Genomic DNA, 17230 nt, shown 5'->3' on the forward strand with positions numbered 1-17230 from the left:
TCCGGTAGCATCAGTATTGTATAGGGAAGTTCAATAATTCTTTATTTGTAATATCATGTCCGGTAGCATCGGTATTGTATAGAGAAGTTCAATAATTGATAATTGATAATGGATAATTGATAATTACCTCTCCCTAAAAGGAAGAGGATTGAATAAAAGGAAAATAAATTCATTGTTTCTCCTTTAAAGAAGAGGCTTTAAACCTTAATTATTCGGTAAGGAAGAAGGCTTGAGTTATCTAGGAGAGAAGAAAGAAGGAAGAAGAAAGAAGAAAAGGAAAAACTTACATAAGGTAAATATTTCCCCAACTTTTACACGACGCGACCATAGCAGCGGACATGATATAACAATTAATAATTAATAATTACCTCTTCTTAAAAAGAAGAGGATTGGTTCAGAGGAAATTTTTTTCTCCCTGAAAGGAGAGACTTTAAACCTTAATTTTTCACTAATAAAGAAGGAAGAAGGCTTTAGTTATCTAGGAAAGAAGGAAGAAGTTTTAAAAGAAAGAAAAACTCTAAGATAAGGTAGATATTTCTCCATTTTTTACACAAACGATACCAACAGATATGATATAAGTATTCAACCGTAGATATTTATATAGACAAATTTTAGATAAACTGAGAAATCAAGTTAAGATATATAATCACAGAATTAACTTGACTAAAAGTCAAATTCTATCCCTGGATGAATTTAATTTTAAATTCTTTATATAGAATCAGAATCAGGATTGTGTATTAAGTAAGCGATCGCTTACTTTTTTTTACTAATGTTAGTGTAATAACATTTTTGGCAATTTAATTTATAGTAATATATAGTTATATCTAATATGTTAGATGAATAATATTCTTTCTCAATCAGCAACCCCTGAAGAACAAAAAGCCCAAATAGCCAAAATCCTAGTCGTTGATGATGAAATTGAGCTTCAACGCCTAATCAAACAGCGCTTCCGGAAAAATATTCGAGCCAAGGAATTTGATTTTGTTTTTGTACAAAATGGGATAGAAGCCTTGAATAAACTCAAGCAGGAAGGCCATATTGATGTTGTGCTGACTGATATTAATATGCCAGAAATGGATGGTTTAACTCTACTAGGTGAGCTATCCGATATTGATGACAACATTAAAGCAGTTGTACTTTCTGCATACGGCGATCTGACTAATATTAGAACTGCAATGAATCGAGGAGCATTTGACTTCCTAACCAAACCCATTGATTTTCAAGACTTAGAAACCACGATCAGAAAAACTTTACAGTTTGTTCAAAAGATGCGAAAGAAGCAAGAACAAATTGAAAAAATGTATGCTCAACTCGAATACGATGCAGTTCATGATGCTCTTACAGGATTACCGAATCGAATCTTATTAGATAATTTATTACAACATAATATTTCCTATGCTGAACGCTACCCTGACTATTTATATGCTGTTTTGTTTATCGACTTAGACCGCTTCAAAGTTGTCAATGACAGTTTGGGGCACTCTGTGGGAGACAGTCTTCTGGCAGCAGTTGCAGAACGATTAAAAGTTTCTGTTCGAGGTTCAGACACAGTTGCTCGTTTTGGTGGAGATGAATTTGTGATTCTACTCGAAGAACTCAATAATATCCATGAAGTGATCTCGATAACCAAAAGGATTCAGCAAAAGTTCAACCAAGCCTTCTTACTCAATGAATATGAAATTCATCTCGGAGCTAGTATTGGAACTGCTCTCAGCACTAGACAATATCAGAAAGCAGACGAGTTACTCCGAGATGCTGATGCTGCCATGTATTGTGCCAAAGCTAAAGGCCAAAATCAGTATGTGATTTTTGATCCGACTATCCAAGCAAGTGCGATGGAACGATTACAACTGGAAAATAAACTTCGACAAGCAATTGAGCGGGAAGATTTTTCTCTGTATTATCAACCAATTATTGAAGTGACTACAGGTTATTTGAGTGGGTTTGAAGCATTGATTCGCTGGTTTACTCCTGATGGAAGCATCTCTCCAAGTAAGTTTATTCCTGTTGCGGAGGAAACTGGGTTGATTACTCCTTTGGGATGGTGGGTGTTTCAAGAAGCTTGTCGTCAGCTACAAGATTGGCGAAATAAATTCCCTCAACAGCAATCCCTACTGCTAAATATTAATTTCTCAACTATCCAGCTCAAGCAAAGTGATTTATTGGAGAATATTCAAGCTATTCTAGATGCTACTCAGTTACCCGGAAGTAGTCTGAAACTGGAAATTACTGAAAGTTGTCTTTTAGAAAATTCTGAAGCTCAGATTCAGGTGCTACAAGAATTGAAAGATTTAGGAATTAATATTTGTATTGATGACTTTGGTACAGGTTACTCCTCACTCAGTCGCCTCCATGAATTTCCCATTGACACTTTAAAAATTGACCGATCGTTCGTGACGCGGATGGAGAGTAACTTAGGTGGTTTAGAAATGGTCAAGATGATTATTGCACTTGCTCATAGTCTGAACATGAATGTTGTAGCAGAAGGAGTCGAAACAGAAACTCAACTACAACAACTAAAAGCTCTAGGATGTGAATTTGCCCAAGGATATTTTTTAGCAAAGCCTTTAGATAAAGTTGCGGCTGAAGAGTTTCTCCAAAGATCGGGAGTAGGGGAGTAGGGGAGTAGGGGAGTAGGGAAGTAGGGGAGTAGGGAAGTAGGGGAGCGGGGGAGCGGGGGAGTGGGGGAGTAGGGGAGTAGGGGAGTAGGGAAGTAGGGGAGTAGGGAAGTAGGGGAGTAATTTTTTTTGGAGCATAAAGAGCGGAAAACTAGGTACTTTTTGAATAGTGATAATTAAAACTCGTAGTTGGGCTTGAGCAAGAAGCATAGAAATTTCTGGGGCTGAGAGCTATACTACAAACAAAAACTGGTGGTGGTGCATTGTAATTATTTTTGTTATAAGACACCGTAGTGGGAGAATTTTGTTCCCTGTAGGGACGTTGCATGCAACGTCCCTACTATGCAGAGTATCCTACTACGCTGACTGCTTATTTAACTTCTGACTTGCGACTCCTGACTTCAGGTTTATCAGTTCCTGCTGTCAGACTTTCCAGGGTAGCAGCGACATCAATACCAGCAGTTTGCTTTAACTCCTCAAAGAAAGCAGCCATTTTTGTAGCATTGCTTCCACCTTGAGAATTAATCACAGTCACATTATCCATCTCTACCTCTGGCACAGTGGAGACCATAATCTTCAACAACTCCTCCAATTTCTGATACAGAAAAACCTCCCGCGCATTTTCACCAGCAGCTTTCCAAGACTCCGCCAATTTGCGAATACCTTCAGCTTGTGCTTTTCCTGGTTCCACAATAGCAGCAGCATCTCCCTTCGCCTGAGCGATCGCCCGCTTACATTGGGCTTCCGCAGGAGCAACCACATCCGCCTGTAACTGTTGTTCAACCTGTTTGATCCGTTCCTTCTGTACTCCAACCTCAGCCTGAGTCCGTGCTACTTCCGAGCCAATATCTGCTTCTGCTTCAGCTACAACAGCTTGCCGTTTCGTCATCGCATCTTTAATCCGCCTTTCTGCCTCTGCGCGAGCCATAGCAATCTCAGTTTCTATCTGTTTGAGAGAAGTATTCTTATGGTTTTCTGCAGCGCGTATGATTGATTCTGCCTGAGTTTTAGCTTCAGCAATGCGAGAATCTCGTACAAGTTCCGCTTGTTGCTTACGACCGATAGAATCAAGATATCCCACTTCATCGGAAATATTCTGAATTTGCAGAGTATCTAATACCAAACCTAATTTTTCCAAGTCGTCTTCTGCTTCTTCTAGTAAGTTTTTCGCAAAAGCAATTTTATCCTCATTCACCTGTTCCGGTGTTAGAGAAGCTAACACACCACGCAAATTTCCCTCTAAAGTTTCCTGAGCTAACTTTTCAATTTCCTGGCGAGTTTTTCCTAGTAACCGCTCAATTGCATTATGAATAGTAGGTTCCTCACCAGCAATTTTGATATTTGCCACACTTTCCACCGTCAGGGGAATACCACCTTTAGAATAAGCATTATTAACCTTGAGTTCAATAATCATATTACTCAAGTCCATGCGAAAAGCTTGTTCTAATAGGGGAACGCGAACGCTACTACCTCCTTTAACAAGGCGATACCCAACTTTTTTCTTGGTGTCTCCAACACGGTGACGACCGCCTGCAAAAATTAGGACTTCACTTGGTTGACAAATGTAATAAAGGTTGCGAATTACAAATACACCCGCACCCGTTCCTAGACCGAAAACTCCTAGTAATGCTAATACTATTTCCATGTTTTTTTTACTCCTTCATTAATGGATAATTGATAATTGATAATTGGGCGTTGGTAATTTGAGGTATGATACCATGTCCGGATAAGAGCGCGATAGAACTTCCCATCTTGTTGAGGCAACCAAAAAACTTTCTCCTTCTACTCTTCTTTAGTTCTTCTTTCTTCCCTCCTGACTCCTGACTGCTGACTCCTAAGTAATTAAGATTAATATAATACACTAATTTACCAACGCCGATAATTGATAATGGATAATGAAAACTATCTCTAATAGACATCTCCAAAAATTAAAAATTTAATCAATTCTCATCCATAAATTATCTATTATTTCTTCCTGTTTCCTGTTTCCTCTTTTCTGGAGATGTCTAATTAAGTAGGTAGGAAGGAATAAAAAACGTCACTATATAACGAAATATTAAAGCAGCTAAAACCCTTGAGATTGCTTGCTTCCACTCCGTTCCAGTCGCAATGACATACTTTTCAATAATGGATAATGGATAATGGATAATGGATAATTGATAATTACCTCTCCCTAAAACAGATTGGATTGAATAAAAGGAAAATAAATTCATTGTTTCTCCAAGGCGAGTGAGAGGCTTTAAACCTTAATTATTCGGTAAATTTTTTCACCTACCTACTTATCAATTATCCATTGCCTTATTTTTGAGCCTCCAGAAATTCAACTTTCTTGCCATTTTGACTGCTGAAGTTACCTGTGACATCAACGCCAAGGGTTTGATTAACATTCTTGAGGAACTGACGGAAGATTTCTGGATAAGCATTTACCAAGCTAGCGATGGACTTACCATCCCCACTATCAATAACTTTAACATTTTCCAGCTTAACTTGTCCTGGAATTTTAGCAGACTCGCGCAAAATCATACTAATTTGCTGTAAGTAGAATAACTCGGCAGCATCCTTACCAGTTTCCTGCCAAACTAAGGATAGCATATCGTTAACCAAGGCTTCAGCTTGAGCATTTTCTGAGAGTGAAGCAGCATTTCCCCTAGCGACTAATTCTCTTGCTTCCCGTTGTGCTTCTGCTGGTAATACTTCGTCTGCTTCGAGACGTAACCTTTCTAAGTCGGCACGGACTGTTTGCAATAATTGTTCTGCTCTGGCCCTAGCTTCTTTCCCTGCTGCTATAGTTCGTTCTTCTTCTGAACGCGCTTGCTGTTCCAATTCAGCTTTGATTTTGCGAAGTTCGTTTTCTTTCTGAACTATTAATGTAGCTGCCTGAGTTTTGGCAATTTCTGACTCTCGTTTAGAGTCTGCTTCTGTTTGCTCTGCTTCTGCTTTAGCGTTAGACTCAGCAATTTCGGCATCTCGGCGGATCATGGCAATTTGTTTGCGACCGATGGAATTTAGGTAGTCTACATCATCAGAAACGCTTTGAATTTTGAGGATGTCTAGTTGCAGACCTAATTTAGCTAAGTCACGACTCACGTCTTCGGCAATTCGTTCGGCAAATTGCAGGCGGTCTTCATTAAGTTGTTCTGGGGTGAGGGTGGCGACAACTCCCCGCAGGTTTCCTTCTAGGGTTTCTCTGGCAACACGGGTAATTTCTGAGCGATCGCGGTCTAGAAATCTTTCTATGGCATTGCCTACCACTTTGGGGTCGTTAGAAACTTTAATATTAGCGATCGCTTGAATATTTAGTGGGGTACCTCCTTTGGAGTAAGCATTACGGACTTCCACAGGAACTGGCATTGTTCGCAAGTCCATTATTTTAGTTGTTTCCAGAATTGGAATGGGAATTGCTCTACCACCAAAGATTACCCGATAACCAACTGTTTGCCCTTCTTTTGTCCGCCGTTTACGACCGGATAAAATTAGAATTTCATTAGGTTTACAAATTTGTATGAATGTATTGATAAACCAGATGAGTATTATGACTCCAAATATAGATAGAGCCATGGGCAAACCTGTATTAACTTCTTTTATTAATAAGTTATTAGTTTGGTTAGTTTCTAAAACTCTAGGATCTTGGGCAATTTCTACTGTAGTTATTTCGGTTTTTCCTGGCTCAACAAATTGACTTTTCATTAGCTAAATTTCCTCATTACAAAGTGTGCAATTAATTAATAGATTTCTGGATCAAATGAAATTAAAATAAATTACCACACAGACAATATATCAACGATCGTTTTCTATTCTTTTTGATCAAAAAAATCAACTTAATAGAAGTCTCACAATTCATCAATACTTTTGACTGTTTATTTTTAACTTAGTCCAAATATACCTCTGGTGCTAAAGGTCAACTACGAGAGCTATAGTAATCCTAAATAGGTCGTGATAAATTAAAAAGTAGATAAAAAACTTGAAACTCCGGCCTGTTAAGAGTTCCCTAAAAAGCAGTAAGATTTTTGCCACGAATATGCGGAGGATTGCTATACTATTATTAAGTGTTTTACAGAACATAATATTATTCCTGGTTATGAAAAAATGATGGGGAAACTACCCACACCTGATTATTTTCAGTGCCCACAATAAATACTTTTTCTCCCTTAGTAAATTCTTTAGATTCTTGTGTACGGGCAATTAGCTCAAGGTTAGACCCCTTAATATATAGGCGTACTTTTCCCCTACTATGAGCATCAAAAGGAATTTCTACAATACAAGGTAAACCCAAAAAATCTTGAGGACTAACCAGACTATTTATAACTTGTCGTTGACGAAAAATCGACAACAACAAAACTATGAACATTCCAGCAAATATTCCTACTATCACTGAGATATAGGCTAGCATTAAAATTTGATTTTTCATCGTGATTTATTCCTAGGTAAAAAATCCTAAGATTTCCCCTCAGACGACTTAGCCATCCAATCTTCTGATACTACCCATGCTCTATTATTTTCTACTCCGACTATAAACACTTTTTCTCCCCTAGTAAAATCCCTATTTTCTTCACTAAAAGCAGTAAATGCCACCATAGACTCCTTAACATTTACTTGGATTTTGCCTTTACTATTTTTATCAAAAGGAATTTCGACTATTCCCGAAAGACCTAGCAAATCATCACTACGCACCAGGCTATCAGCAGGACGATTTTTTAAGGTATATAATACATAAGACATAATTGTGCCACATAAAATACCAACAATTATAGAAATAATGGCAATTATAGTAGGTGAAAGACTGGTAGAAATATTGGATAATAAAATTCCAGTTAAGCCAAAAAAGCAACTGCCAAAAGTCCAGAATTTTAAGCTTAAAAATGGTAACCATAACCGCCGACGAGGCCGATGATATATTGAGGTATTATCTTCTTTATTTTTTTGGTCAATAATTTCTAAGTCTGGCTCAAAGTCTTGGTCAAAATCTACGCCATCTAGACCAGCAAATGCCGAAAGTGCCACAAATGCTCCACCAATAATTAGACAGAAAACATAAGCTGATTCCATAATTTGTCCTTCATAATTTTTAGTAACCTTTTATCTATTTATATTGTGACAAATTAGTTTCCCTATTTACCAATTTGTAAAAAAAATTTGTAAATGGAGAACTACCTGCTATATCATCAGTAGGAATCTTAATTATTATGAAAATTTTTTGATTAAGTAGGGAGCAGGGAGTAGGGAGTATAGAAGATCCCATCGGTTCCAAGCTTCATATTTTCTTGCAAAACACTCTCTAATCAAGTTTTTTGCACTATTAAAACACAATCAAGCTCTCAAATTTAGTCACAGGAATAATTTAACTTCTGAGTTCAGCTATACCTTAGCAGTATGATAATTACTATAAGAATACAGGCTCCTGAAAATTAGGATTATAATTAGGCAAAATATTAATCGTAGGTTGAGTTACTCGTAAAGTCAATGAGAGTCTAACTTGACCACTGGTATTACATATAGATCGATGAACAAGTTCATCTGTAAACATCACAAATTCACCAGGCTTGAGAACAACTGGTATTGTTTTTTCTGCTAATGTATTTGTAATTTTAAAAAAATCATTTCCACTAAAAGGGTCTGTCATATTTACAGATAAATTATTGTCGATATGAGTATTAGGTATAAACTCAAAGCCGTTAAATTCATTGACTTCAGTTAAGGCAATATAAACATTAATTGTCTTACCCACTCCAGAAAGTAATTTGGGATAAGAGTCTCTATGCCACAACGGGATTAATTGTTTTGCAGGATAATTTACCCATAGTTCAGAACGCCACAATACTAATTTTTCTCCTAAATATTGTTGTAATTTTTCCAATAAATTCTCATCCTGACATAATTTCCATACTGCCGGGGAATCAAGATGTCTTTCCATGTTAAATTCTCGCTTCCAAATTTGGATTAATAATAGAAAAGCAGCACCAATTTTGAACTTCAATATAAAACTAAAAAACTTCAATAGTAATAATTTACTGGGAGGTTTAGGTAAGACTTCTTGAAAAATTGTTTGGGCAATTTGACTAAGTTCAGTAGAATCTAATTTGAGAGAGTAAGGACCAGAAATTCCCAGAAAATTATCATAATTTGTTGTGGAATTAATTATTTTTTTCTGGCATCCAGTCCAGATTAAACTTTTTTTCCATAGTGTTTGGGCTAAGTCAATATCTGTTGCTATTTTTGGCAAAGGAATTTCCTGACTTTGAGAGTCGAAAAATTTTCCAGTCACATCTGTTAGTTGTTGAGACTGGGCACAAAACAATGTACTATTAGCACCTTTTTCTGGAGAAATACCTAAACTTAAATATTTACTCAAATGATGCCAAATCGTAATATTAGATTGTACGAATCCTGGATGAACTGCATTAACAGTTACATTTGTATTCTCTAGCTGTCTTGTGAGTTCAGTTGTCAGAAGTAATAGACATAATTTAGAGACAGAGTAAAGTTCTAAAAAATTAATGGGTGTTTTTTTAACTAATAAATTCCAGGGAATAGCTTTTGGTTTTAATGCCAGATCGGAAGCCACCATAATAATTCTACTAGCTCCGGAATTTTTGAGTTTTTCCAACAAAAGATAAGTCAAAAGAAAATGACCTAGATAATTAGTTCCCCAAATTAATTCAAAACCTTCTTGAGTAGTCCCTTTGTGATTGAAAATACCAGCATTATTAACTAAAATATGTAAGGAAAGTTTTCTGCTTAAAAATAAATCAACAAATTGAATTACTGAATTTAAAGAAGCTAGATTAAGGGGTAAAAATTCAACATTTTGATTTCCACTATTCTGACGAATATAATCTACAGCTTTCTCAGCTTTAATAACAGAACGGCAGGCAATAATTACATGACACCCTGCTTTTGCCAGACCAACAGCAGTCATTAAACCAACACCAGAATTAGCACCTGTAACAATACATACTTTATTTTGTAAATCTTGATTCATAACTTGAAAAATATTGGTGATTAAATTATAACTTAATTGTTGAGAAAACAGTAAAAACAGGGAATAATAATTAATAGCCACTAAAAATAAGGCCAAGATTTATGAATAGGCATCCCTATAGATTTTTATTAAGTTTGCTATTATTAGGAGTAGGTTTAATATTATCAGTTATATTTAATCCGACTATCGGTATTGAAGCAAAATCTGTAACTATTGAAATCGACTCCCAACGACATTTAGTTAGTCGCATCTATACCCCCACCACACCAACACCCCACCCAGTAATATTACTATGTCACGGAGTCAACAATAGCAAAGAAATGATGGCATCCTTAGCAGTAGAATTAGCCAGACATGGAATAGCAGCGATCGCTTTCGACTTCGGAGGTTATGGCGAATCTTATCCACTAAAAACTGCTGAAAAATCTATAGAAAACCTGGAAAAAAATAGTCAGACAGATGCTAAAACAGTTATTGCCTATATTCGCTCTCATCCAGAAATTTTTGACCAAGACAAAATTGGCATCCTCGGTCATTCAATGGGAGGTGCAACAGCATTAGCTTTGGGGAAAACAGAAGAAATATTGCGCTCAACAATTATTTTAGGTATGAGTGGCATCGTTACCCCTACTATTCCCCGAAATCTATTTTTAGGCGCTGGACTCTACGAACAAATTAACCCTCCCCAAGACTTACGAGTCACACTGCAAGAGGCGACAGGGAAGAAAAATCCTGTTTGTATTAACGATAGTAAAAATATTTGTGGTAATTTCACCGATGCTACTGCTAGACTATTGATAGTTTCTGATACCGCTGACCACATCATCGAACCCTACGATCCAAAGTTAATTAGAGAGGTTGTCAATTGGGCACAACGTAGCTTAAGTGTAACTCGCACTACAGAATTAAAATTAATCACACCTACTTTAATCATTTCTATAGCATTAACATTTATAGGTGGTATTGCTTCTGGTGTTTCCATCTTGACCCGACCTTATGAAAAAATCAGAAGGCAAACCCCAGAAACGACAGAAATAATTTCGATAGAAGATCTACACTTTTATCAAATTAAAAAAGTAGCTAAGTTAAAAGTGCAGTTATTATGGCGACAGCGTGTCACCTGGTTATTGGGAATACAAATGACAGTTATTTGGTTAATGGCAATAAACGGTCTTGCTCCCACGAGAGGCGCTAGCAATATGTTGGTATTTTGTTATGTTTTACAACTATGTAGTAATTACGCTTTGCGTCACCCTGACAAATTTACTGCTATTGTGCGAGTTGTCTGTTTGTATATTTTGTTGTTTATAGGAGCGTTTTTATTGCCGACATTGTTATGTGGAGTCAATGAAATTTTGAGTACGCCAAATTATCTTATCGGTTTACCTCAATTTCTACTGTTATGGCCGTTTTTTCTGTTCTATTACTGTAGCGTTACAATTAAATTAATTTTGATTCCTGCTTACACTTTAGAATTACAGGTGAGTTGGTTATTTGTATGCTTAGTTTTCCTAGAATTAATATTGCCTGGGGTAACTTTGACAAAAGTAGAGCAGTTTTTAGTGGTGAGTGACAAATGGTTGTCTCGTCCGTTTGTTTTGACTGGAGTGGGTAATGTTTCCAGCAAACAAGTTGGTTTATTAGGGTTTTTACTGTTGGCATTGATAGGGGTTTGGTCTCAGCGAGTAGCAGATGGTTTGTTAGGAGTGGCAATGAGTAAGGGAATGTTGGCATTGCAGATGCTGGGACTATTTTTATTTTTGCCCTTGGCAATTATTGTGGTTACTGTCAGGTCATCTTGGTTTCAACGTTTACGTTCTTGGTTATTTGTAACAGAATTAAATTAATTTTTCCGAAATTTATTAACAGTTATATGTAGCTTTATTTATCAAAGCATCTGTGTCTTATCTTAAGCATTTAGCCGTCAGCTTTTCGCGGTCAGCTATTAATTTTTTCTTTTTAAAAGAAGAAGTATAATTGAAATATTAAGCAAACATAAAAAGTTACTTTTAAAGGAGATTATCTAATCTTGCTCATTAATTAAAAAGCTATTAGTACATTATAATCAACCAAAAGCTAACTGCTAATACCTGAATACTTAGGTCTTGCATTTCTTCTTCCTTCTGAAATACTATATACTTAAAATACTGAGGTTTTGAGGAAATAAAATATGGTAACACCACTTCCTTTGTCCCAAACTGATGCAGAAATTGTTTATCCCGATAGTGATGGTCAACCTATGGCAGATAATACAATTCAATTTCGTTGGATTACAGTTATTCAGTATAATTTAGCTTGGTTATTTGCAGATAATTCAGAAGTTTTTGTTGTTGGAGATTTACTTTGGTATCCAGTAGAAGGAAATAATAAATTACGACAAGCTCCAGATGTAATGGTAGTATTTGGAGTGGCAAAAGGAGACCGGGGTTCTTATCAGCAATGGAAAGAAAATAACGTCTCCCCACAGGTAGTATTCGAGATTCTTTCTCCAGGAAATACAGCCAAAGAAATGAATCGCAAACTATTATTTTATGACCGCTATGGAGTAGAAGAATATTATCTTTATGACCCTCAAAAAAATACTTTGACAGGATGGTTGCGTTCGGAACCTTGGTTGGAAATAATTGATGAAATAAATGGTTGGGTTTCACCAAGGTTGGGTATAAAGTTTGAGCTAACAGAAGAAACTTTAATTTTGTACCGTCCTGATGGGCAAGCGTTTACAGATTATATTGAAGTGCAGCAACAACTGGAGGCGGCACAAAGTCGGGCAACTGTTGCGGAGGAACAACTTCTACAGGAACGTCAGGCTAAGGAAATAGCGGAAGAACGCGCCCAACGTTTAGAACAGTTATTGCGAGAAGTAGGGATCGATCTTGATGACAATTAATAGGTTAAGTTTTTGGATAAAATAGGCCGTGGGTCTATAGGGGCGGGTTTATCTCATCAAATATTGATATCATTAATTTAACGCTGAACCTGCCCCGACTATTGCAAAATTTGTAGGGTGGGTTAGACGGCTAAAATTTATACTGTGAAAGGCATTTTATAATCCATAATAACACACAATTAAATATGTCTGAGTTAACTACTAGATTTTTTTACTTTTCTATATCAATAGTTTGAAGGAATTTTCTAATGAAAACAAAAACATTTTTGCATTTGACTTTTTACAGTATATTTTGGGTCTGGAATTTCGCATTTTTAGGACTTGTTTATTTCTGGATTTTACCAAGTATTGGCTCATCTTTAATTGAGGCTACATTTTCTGGTTTAATTCCCAATCAATTTTTGATTACTTTCATCGGTATAATAGCAATTCCAACTATTTGTACAATTTTTGGTGGGTGGCGTTTTCGCAAACAACCTCTACAATTAATCCGGTTATTTTATGGTGTAGAAGCACCTTTATTTTTACTATGTTTATTGCGTTTATTTGTACTGCGAGAACTTACCGAAGCCAGCACTTTAATTTTAGGCACAATATTAGTTAGTATTATCGCATTTTCTCTGGAAATGTTATGTGGTTATGTTAAGAGAATTCCGTTAGTCTCATGGTTACAATTATTTGCCCACACTCTGATGTTATTAACTGGTTTATATGTGGGAATATTAATGCTGTTTTATGCTGTGCCAGTATCTGTAATTTTGTTACGCGAATTTTTCTCCTTTTACTGGCTTGAAGGAATTATTTCTGAGTTAACTTACGCTCCTAGCTATGCTTTTACATTGCTCTTATCTTTATTTGTATTGGCTTTAAGCACAACTTTTTTTGTGTTTATGCCTTCAGCTCTGGCAAGTTTATACGTTCATTCTGGGCAAAGAATATTGAGAATGTTTGCTTTTCAAAATGGTCATCAACGTACATTTCAAGGTGCTGTTGCTGTGATAATTGCCTGGATGATTCTGTTTGTTTCATTTCAGCAACAACCCCAAGTTGTAGCTTTTCAAATGTTAGATTTACCAGTCAGAAATAATAGCGATCGCCAAGAACTTTTGGCTAATTCTAATTTGATTAGAGATGGATTGGTTAATGCCTATTTATCTTCATATCGTTATCTGGGTACGGCTGCCGAAAGTAACCAAATTCGGATTATGTACAGAAGTACATTTGGTTTACCAGAATCAATTAATCAGGGATTACAAGATTATTTCAATCATCTTGTCTCACCATTTTTATATAAAGGTTCTGATAAAGATAAAGAAAAGGCAGCAAAACTCTACAGTGATTTTTTCGATACCCCCATTCAAAAAGCAGAACAAAAAACTATTCTTAATGCTCTTCAATCAACAGCTAATATAGATGAAGTGAAAGCTGGATTATTAAATATTGGGGAACAAAAAGTTTGGCTGAAAAACCAAGAAATTACAGTTAAAGAAAACGGAGATTGGGCAGATATAGAATTATATGAAATTTACGAAAATCAAACCTTTGAACCTCAAGAAATTCTCTATTATTTTACCCTCCCAGAAAGTGCAGTTATTACAGGTATTTGGTTAGGCGATACCGATAACCGCACCCAACGTTTTCCTTTCAAAGTTTACCCCCGTGGTGCAGCACAAAAAGTCTATAATTCCCAAGTCAGAAGAGAACGTCCGGTCGATCCTGCTCTACTAGAAAAAGTCGGACCTCGGCAATATCGTTTGCGAGCGTTTCCTATACCAGCCAAATTGTCAGTAAGGGAACGAAGAAATAACTCAGAAAGACCAACACAAATGCACTTATGGTTAACTTATCAAGTAATGGCAAAAGATAATAATTTTGCTTTACCAGAGTTGACAGAAAAACGGAACATATATTGGAATAAAGACACAAAACGAATTTATAACGGCAAGTCTGTCAGAAGCGATCGAGACGCATGGTTGCCATCTAGTCTGACCGCAGTTGCTCAAACAACTCCACAACAACGTCAGATAAATTTTGCCAACGGATATCAAATTTCTGCTCAACCATTAGTAAAGCCAGAAAAATTTTTACCAGAAAGCGAACGGTTTGCAGTAGTTGTCGATACTTCCTACAGCATGAGAACTAAAACAAAAGAACTAAAACAGAATATTGACTGGTTAGTAGCAAATGGTTTTGGAGACCTGAGTTTTGGTAATGGTGATGCAGACATATATTTGACTGATGTTAGTTTTCCACCGCAACGCATTGATGATATTAGTCAGTTTGATGCTGAGAAAGTTACATTTTTCGCTACCCTCCAATATAAGGAAATGCTCGAACAATTTCTCCAGTTACGAGAGGATACTCCCTACGATGGGGTGATATTAGTTACGGATGAAGGTAGTTATGAACTCTCGGATAACAGTCAAGAAATGCCAAACTTATCCGCACCTCTGTGGATGCTGCATTTGGGAGCGATGCCACCTGCTTATGATGATGCCACATTAAAATTGATGCAACAAAGTGGGGGTGGTGTAGCGACAAAACTTACTGAAGTATTCCAACAAGTGACGGCAAAATCAAAATTAGGAAAATATGTTGTCAGTGTAGCAGATGGGTATGCTTGGTTTATGGAGAAAAAATCTCGTGGGGAAATAATAGAAGATAATTTTGCACCTCTGGCAGCTCAAAAGTTAGTTTTGGGGTTGAGTAAAAAAATGAACTTGGAAACTTTGGAGGAGTTGGATACTATTCACGCGATCGCCAAAACCTATAAAATAGTTACACCTTATTCTTCAATGATAGTTTTGGTTAATGATGAACAACGGGAAGCACTCAAACGAGCAGAAGCAGCAGCAGACCGTTTTCACCGAAAAGTTGAAGATGGCAAGGAGCAGTTAACCGATCCGAATAACCCATTGGATGCTGCAAATGTACCCGAACCTGGTATGGTATTGGGAATGGTGGCAATGGGAATAGCGCTATGGATAAGTCAAAGTTCAAAATTCAAAAGTTAAAAGTAGTAGGGTGTGTTTTGCTGGCACAAAGCGCAGCTTTGCGATAGCAAACAACAGTGTTTGCGGAGCATTCCGCACCGAAAGCGTAACGCAAAAAATTCTGGAATAGACGGTGCGTTACATTGCATTAACGCACCCGACAGGACCGACACACCTTAAATAGTGCATTAGAAAATGGGGCGATGGGGAGATGAGGAGATGGGGAGATGAGGAGATGAGGAGATGCCGAAATTGAAGTAATTATAGAATAATAAACATATACTATATAACCAACCGGATTCTATAGAAGCCATTTGGTATCTTTGCATAGTCAGTCCTCAGGAGTCAGTCCTCAGGAGATCGAGAATATAGAATAGGGGAAAAAGGTAGAAAAATGTCCCAACTCTCCCAACTCTCCCCCCTCTCCCCCCTCTCCCAACTCTCCCCTGTTCCCTCATATAACTTGAAGTGCGGAACGTGGGATAGAACATAAGTTTTATGAAGATTTGATGAAGTAGGCAAAATGCTATTGACACCAGAAAATGGAGCATATAGGATTAAAAGAAGTTTAATAACAAACAACAGAGAAACTCCTCTGTGTAGGTGCTTCTGATTAAAACATATGCATTTCATTTCTGATCCAGAAATTATCAATTACTCCCCTCCCAGGAGGGGTTAGGGGTGGGTTAAGTGTTCCCTCCATACCAGTTAAGTGTTCCCTCTTTTCTGGAGAGGTTGACTAACGTCTAATATGAAAAGCGCTATAACTTACAAATTCATGGCAACAAATAGAGGAAAAATTTTAGATATGCACAATCAAAAACAAGCAATTAAGAGCAAAGCCACTAACCTAAACAAAATTGGTAAAATAGCCTCCTGTCCGCTCCTGGCACTTCTTGCTTTGACAGCTCCTGCTAACGCTTTTGAACTGAAACTTACCGCACCCGACGGTTCTGAATCAGACTTGTTTGGAGAGTCAGTAGCTCTAGGGGATAACCTTGCCCTGATTGGTGCCATAGGAGACGATGAAAACGGAAGCAACAGTGGTTCAGCCTACCTATTTGACACTACTACTGGCAGTTTGCTCCAGAAATTTACCCCACCCGACGGTTCTAGAAGAGACTTGTTTGGAGACTCAGTAGCTCTAAGGGATAACCTCGCTCTGATTGGTGCCCCAGAAGACGATGAAAACGGAAGCAACAGTGGTTCAGCCTACCTATTTGACACTACTACTGGCAGTTTGCTCCAGAAATTTACCGCACCAGACGGTTCTGAATCAGACTTGTTTGGAGGGTCAGTAGCTCTAAGCGATCACCTTGCCCTGATTGGTGCCATAGGAGACGATGAAAACGGACTATTAAGTGGTTCAGCCTACCTATTTGACACTACTACTGGCAGTTTGCTCCAGAAATTTACCGCACCAGACGGTTCTGAATCAGACTTGTTTGGAGGGTCAGTAGCTCTAAGCGATCACCTTGCCCTGATTGGTGCCATAGGAGACGATGAAAACGGACTATTAAGTGGTTCAGCCTACCTATTTGACACTACTACTGGCAGTTTGCTCCAGAAATTTACCGCACCAGACGGTTCTGAATCAGACTTGTTTGGAGGGTCAGTAGCTCTAAGCGATCACCTTGCCCTGATTGGTGCCATAGGAGACGATGAAAACGGACTATTAAGTGGTTCAGCCTACCTATTTGACACTACTACTGGCAGTTTGCTCCAGAAATTTACCGCACCAGACGGTTCT

At 37.4% G+C, this 17230-nt stretch carries 12 protein-coding genes; 5 read left to right on the forward strand and 7 right to left on the reverse strand.

Annotation, left to right across the window (positions count from 1 at the left end):
* Positions 1–53 precede the first annotated feature (53 nt).
* Entirely contained in the window at positions 54–173 is a 120-nt protein-coding gene (locus ACP6PK_RS30940; protein WP_371357608.1) for a DUF4896 domain-containing protein, read from the reverse strand.
* A gap of 663 nt (positions 174–836) precedes the next feature.
* On the opposite strand from ACP6PK_RS30940, the gene ACP6PK_RS30945 reads away from it, so the two are divergent.
* On the forward strand, positions 837–2621 hold the full coding sequence (locus ACP6PK_RS30945; protein WP_426565534.1) for a putative bifunctional diguanylate cyclase/phosphodiesterase: 1785 nt from the start codon (positions 837–839) through the stop codon (positions 2619–2621).
* Positions 2622–2988: 367 nt separating this feature from the next.
* Here ACP6PK_RS30945 and ACP6PK_RS30950 read toward each other — a convergent pair whose 3' ends face one another.
* The 6 genes from ACP6PK_RS30950 to ACP6PK_RS30975 all read right to left on the reverse strand — a co-directional run bounded on the left by ACP6PK_RS30950 (position 2989) and on the right by ACP6PK_RS30975 (position 9693).
* On the reverse strand, positions 2989–4263 hold the full coding sequence (locus ACP6PK_RS30950; RefSeq protein WP_426565536.1) for a flotillin family protein: 1275 nt from the start codon (positions 4261–4263) through the stop codon (positions 2989–2991).
* A gap of 7 nt (positions 4264–4270) precedes the next feature.
* Positions 4271–4537 (reverse strand): hypothetical protein, encoded by a 267-nt coding sequence (locus ACP6PK_RS30955; protein ID WP_094678792.1) that lies wholly within the window; start codon positions 4535–4537, stop codon positions 4271–4273.
* Positions 4538–4916: 379 nt separating this feature from the next.
* A complete protein-coding gene (locus ACP6PK_RS30960) occupies positions 4917–6305 on the reverse strand; it encodes a flotillin family protein (RefSeq protein ID WP_426565539.1) in 1389 nt (462 codons plus the stop codon).
* 379 nt (positions 6306–6684) lie between these two features.
* Entirely contained in the window at positions 6685–7026 is a 342-nt protein-coding gene (locus tag ACP6PK_RS30965) for a hypothetical protein (protein WP_426565541.1), read from the reverse strand.
* Positions 7027–7052: 26 nt separating this feature from the next.
* The gene (locus ACP6PK_RS30970; protein WP_426565543.1) at positions 7053–7664 is read right to left on the reverse strand and encodes an NfeD-like protein; all 612 of its coding nucleotides are present in this window, start codon (positions 7662–7664) and stop codon (positions 7053–7055) included.
* A 334-nt stretch (positions 7665–7998) separates the two neighbouring features.
* Entirely contained in the window at positions 7999–9693 is a 1695-nt protein-coding gene (locus ACP6PK_RS30975) for an SDR family NAD(P)-dependent oxidoreductase (RefSeq protein ID WP_246844637.1), read from the reverse strand.
* Between the two features lie 5 nt (positions 9694–9698).
* Here ACP6PK_RS30975 and ACP6PK_RS30980 point away from each other — a divergent pair, with 5 nt between their 5' ends.
* The 4 genes from ACP6PK_RS30980 to ACP6PK_RS30995 all read left to right on the forward strand — a co-directional run.
* On the forward strand, positions 9699–11444 hold the full coding sequence (locus ACP6PK_RS30980) for an alpha/beta hydrolase (RefSeq protein WP_426565545.1): 1746 nt from the start codon (positions 9699–9701) through the stop codon (positions 11442–11444).
* 323 nt (positions 11445–11767) lie between these two features.
* Positions 11768–12487: a Uma2 family endonuclease gene (locus ACP6PK_RS30985; protein ID WP_426565547.1), complete on the forward strand. Its 720-nt coding sequence runs from the start codon at positions 11768–11770 to the stop codon at positions 12485–12487.
* A gap of 248 nt (positions 12488–12735) precedes the next feature.
* Positions 12736–15501: a TIGR02921 family PEP-CTERM protein gene (locus ACP6PK_RS30990; protein ID WP_426565549.1), complete on the forward strand. Its 2766-nt coding sequence runs from the start codon at positions 12736–12738 to the stop codon at positions 15499–15501.
* A gap of 757 nt (positions 15502–16258) precedes the next feature.
* Positions 16259–17230 (forward strand): FG-GAP repeat protein (locus tag ACP6PK_RS30995; RefSeq protein ID WP_426565551.1); only part of this gene is annotated, 972 nt, incomplete at its 3' end.

The organism is Dapis hubbardiae BLCC-M172 (genome assembly GCF_050016015.1).
In the GTDB taxonomy this organism is placed as follows: Bacteria; Cyanobacteriota; Cyanobacteriia; order Cyanobacteriales; family Microcoleaceae; genus Trichodesmium.

What these genes read in the sequence shown, in the direction of transcription:
- ACP6PK_RS30970 (WP_426565543.1), bottom strand. Translation starts at nt 7,664, where the DNA reads ATGGAATCAGCTTATGTTTTCTGTCTAATTATTGGTGGAGCATTTGTG.
- ACP6PK_RS30960 (WP_426565539.1), bottom strand. Translation starts at nt 6,305, where the DNA reads ATGAAAAGTCAATTTGTTGAGCCAGGAAAAACCGAAATAACTACAGTA.
- ACP6PK_RS30940 (WP_371357608.1), bottom strand. Translation starts at nt 173, where the DNA reads ATGAATTTATTTTCCTTTTATTCAATCCTCTTCCTTTTAGGGAGAGGT.
- ACP6PK_RS30980 (WP_426565545.1), top strand. Translation starts at nt 9,699, where the DNA reads ATGAATAGGCATCCCTATAGATTTTTATTAAGTTTGCTATTATTAGGA.
- ACP6PK_RS30950 (WP_426565536.1), bottom strand. Translation starts at nt 4,263, where the DNA reads ATGGAAATAGTATTAGCATTACTAGGAGTTTTCGGTCTAGGAACGGGT.
- ACP6PK_RS30955 (WP_094678792.1), bottom strand. Translation starts at nt 4,537, where the DNA reads ATGTCTATTAGAGATAGTTTTCATTATCCATTATCAATTATCGGCGTT.
- ACP6PK_RS30965 (WP_426565541.1), bottom strand. Translation starts at nt 7,026, where the DNA reads ATGAAAAATCAAATTTTAATGCTAGCCTATATCTCAGTGATAGTAGGA.
- ACP6PK_RS30990 (WP_426565549.1), top strand. Translation starts at nt 12,736, where the DNA reads ATGAAAACAAAAACATTTTTGCATTTGACTTTTTACAGTATATTTTGG.
- ACP6PK_RS30985 (WP_426565547.1), top strand. Translation starts at nt 11,768, where the DNA reads ATGGTAACACCACTTCCTTTGTCCCAAACTGATGCAGAAATTGTTTAT.
- ACP6PK_RS30945 (WP_426565534.1), top strand. Translation starts at nt 837, where the DNA reads ATGAATAATATTCTTTCTCAATCAGCAACCCCTGAAGAACAAAAAGCC.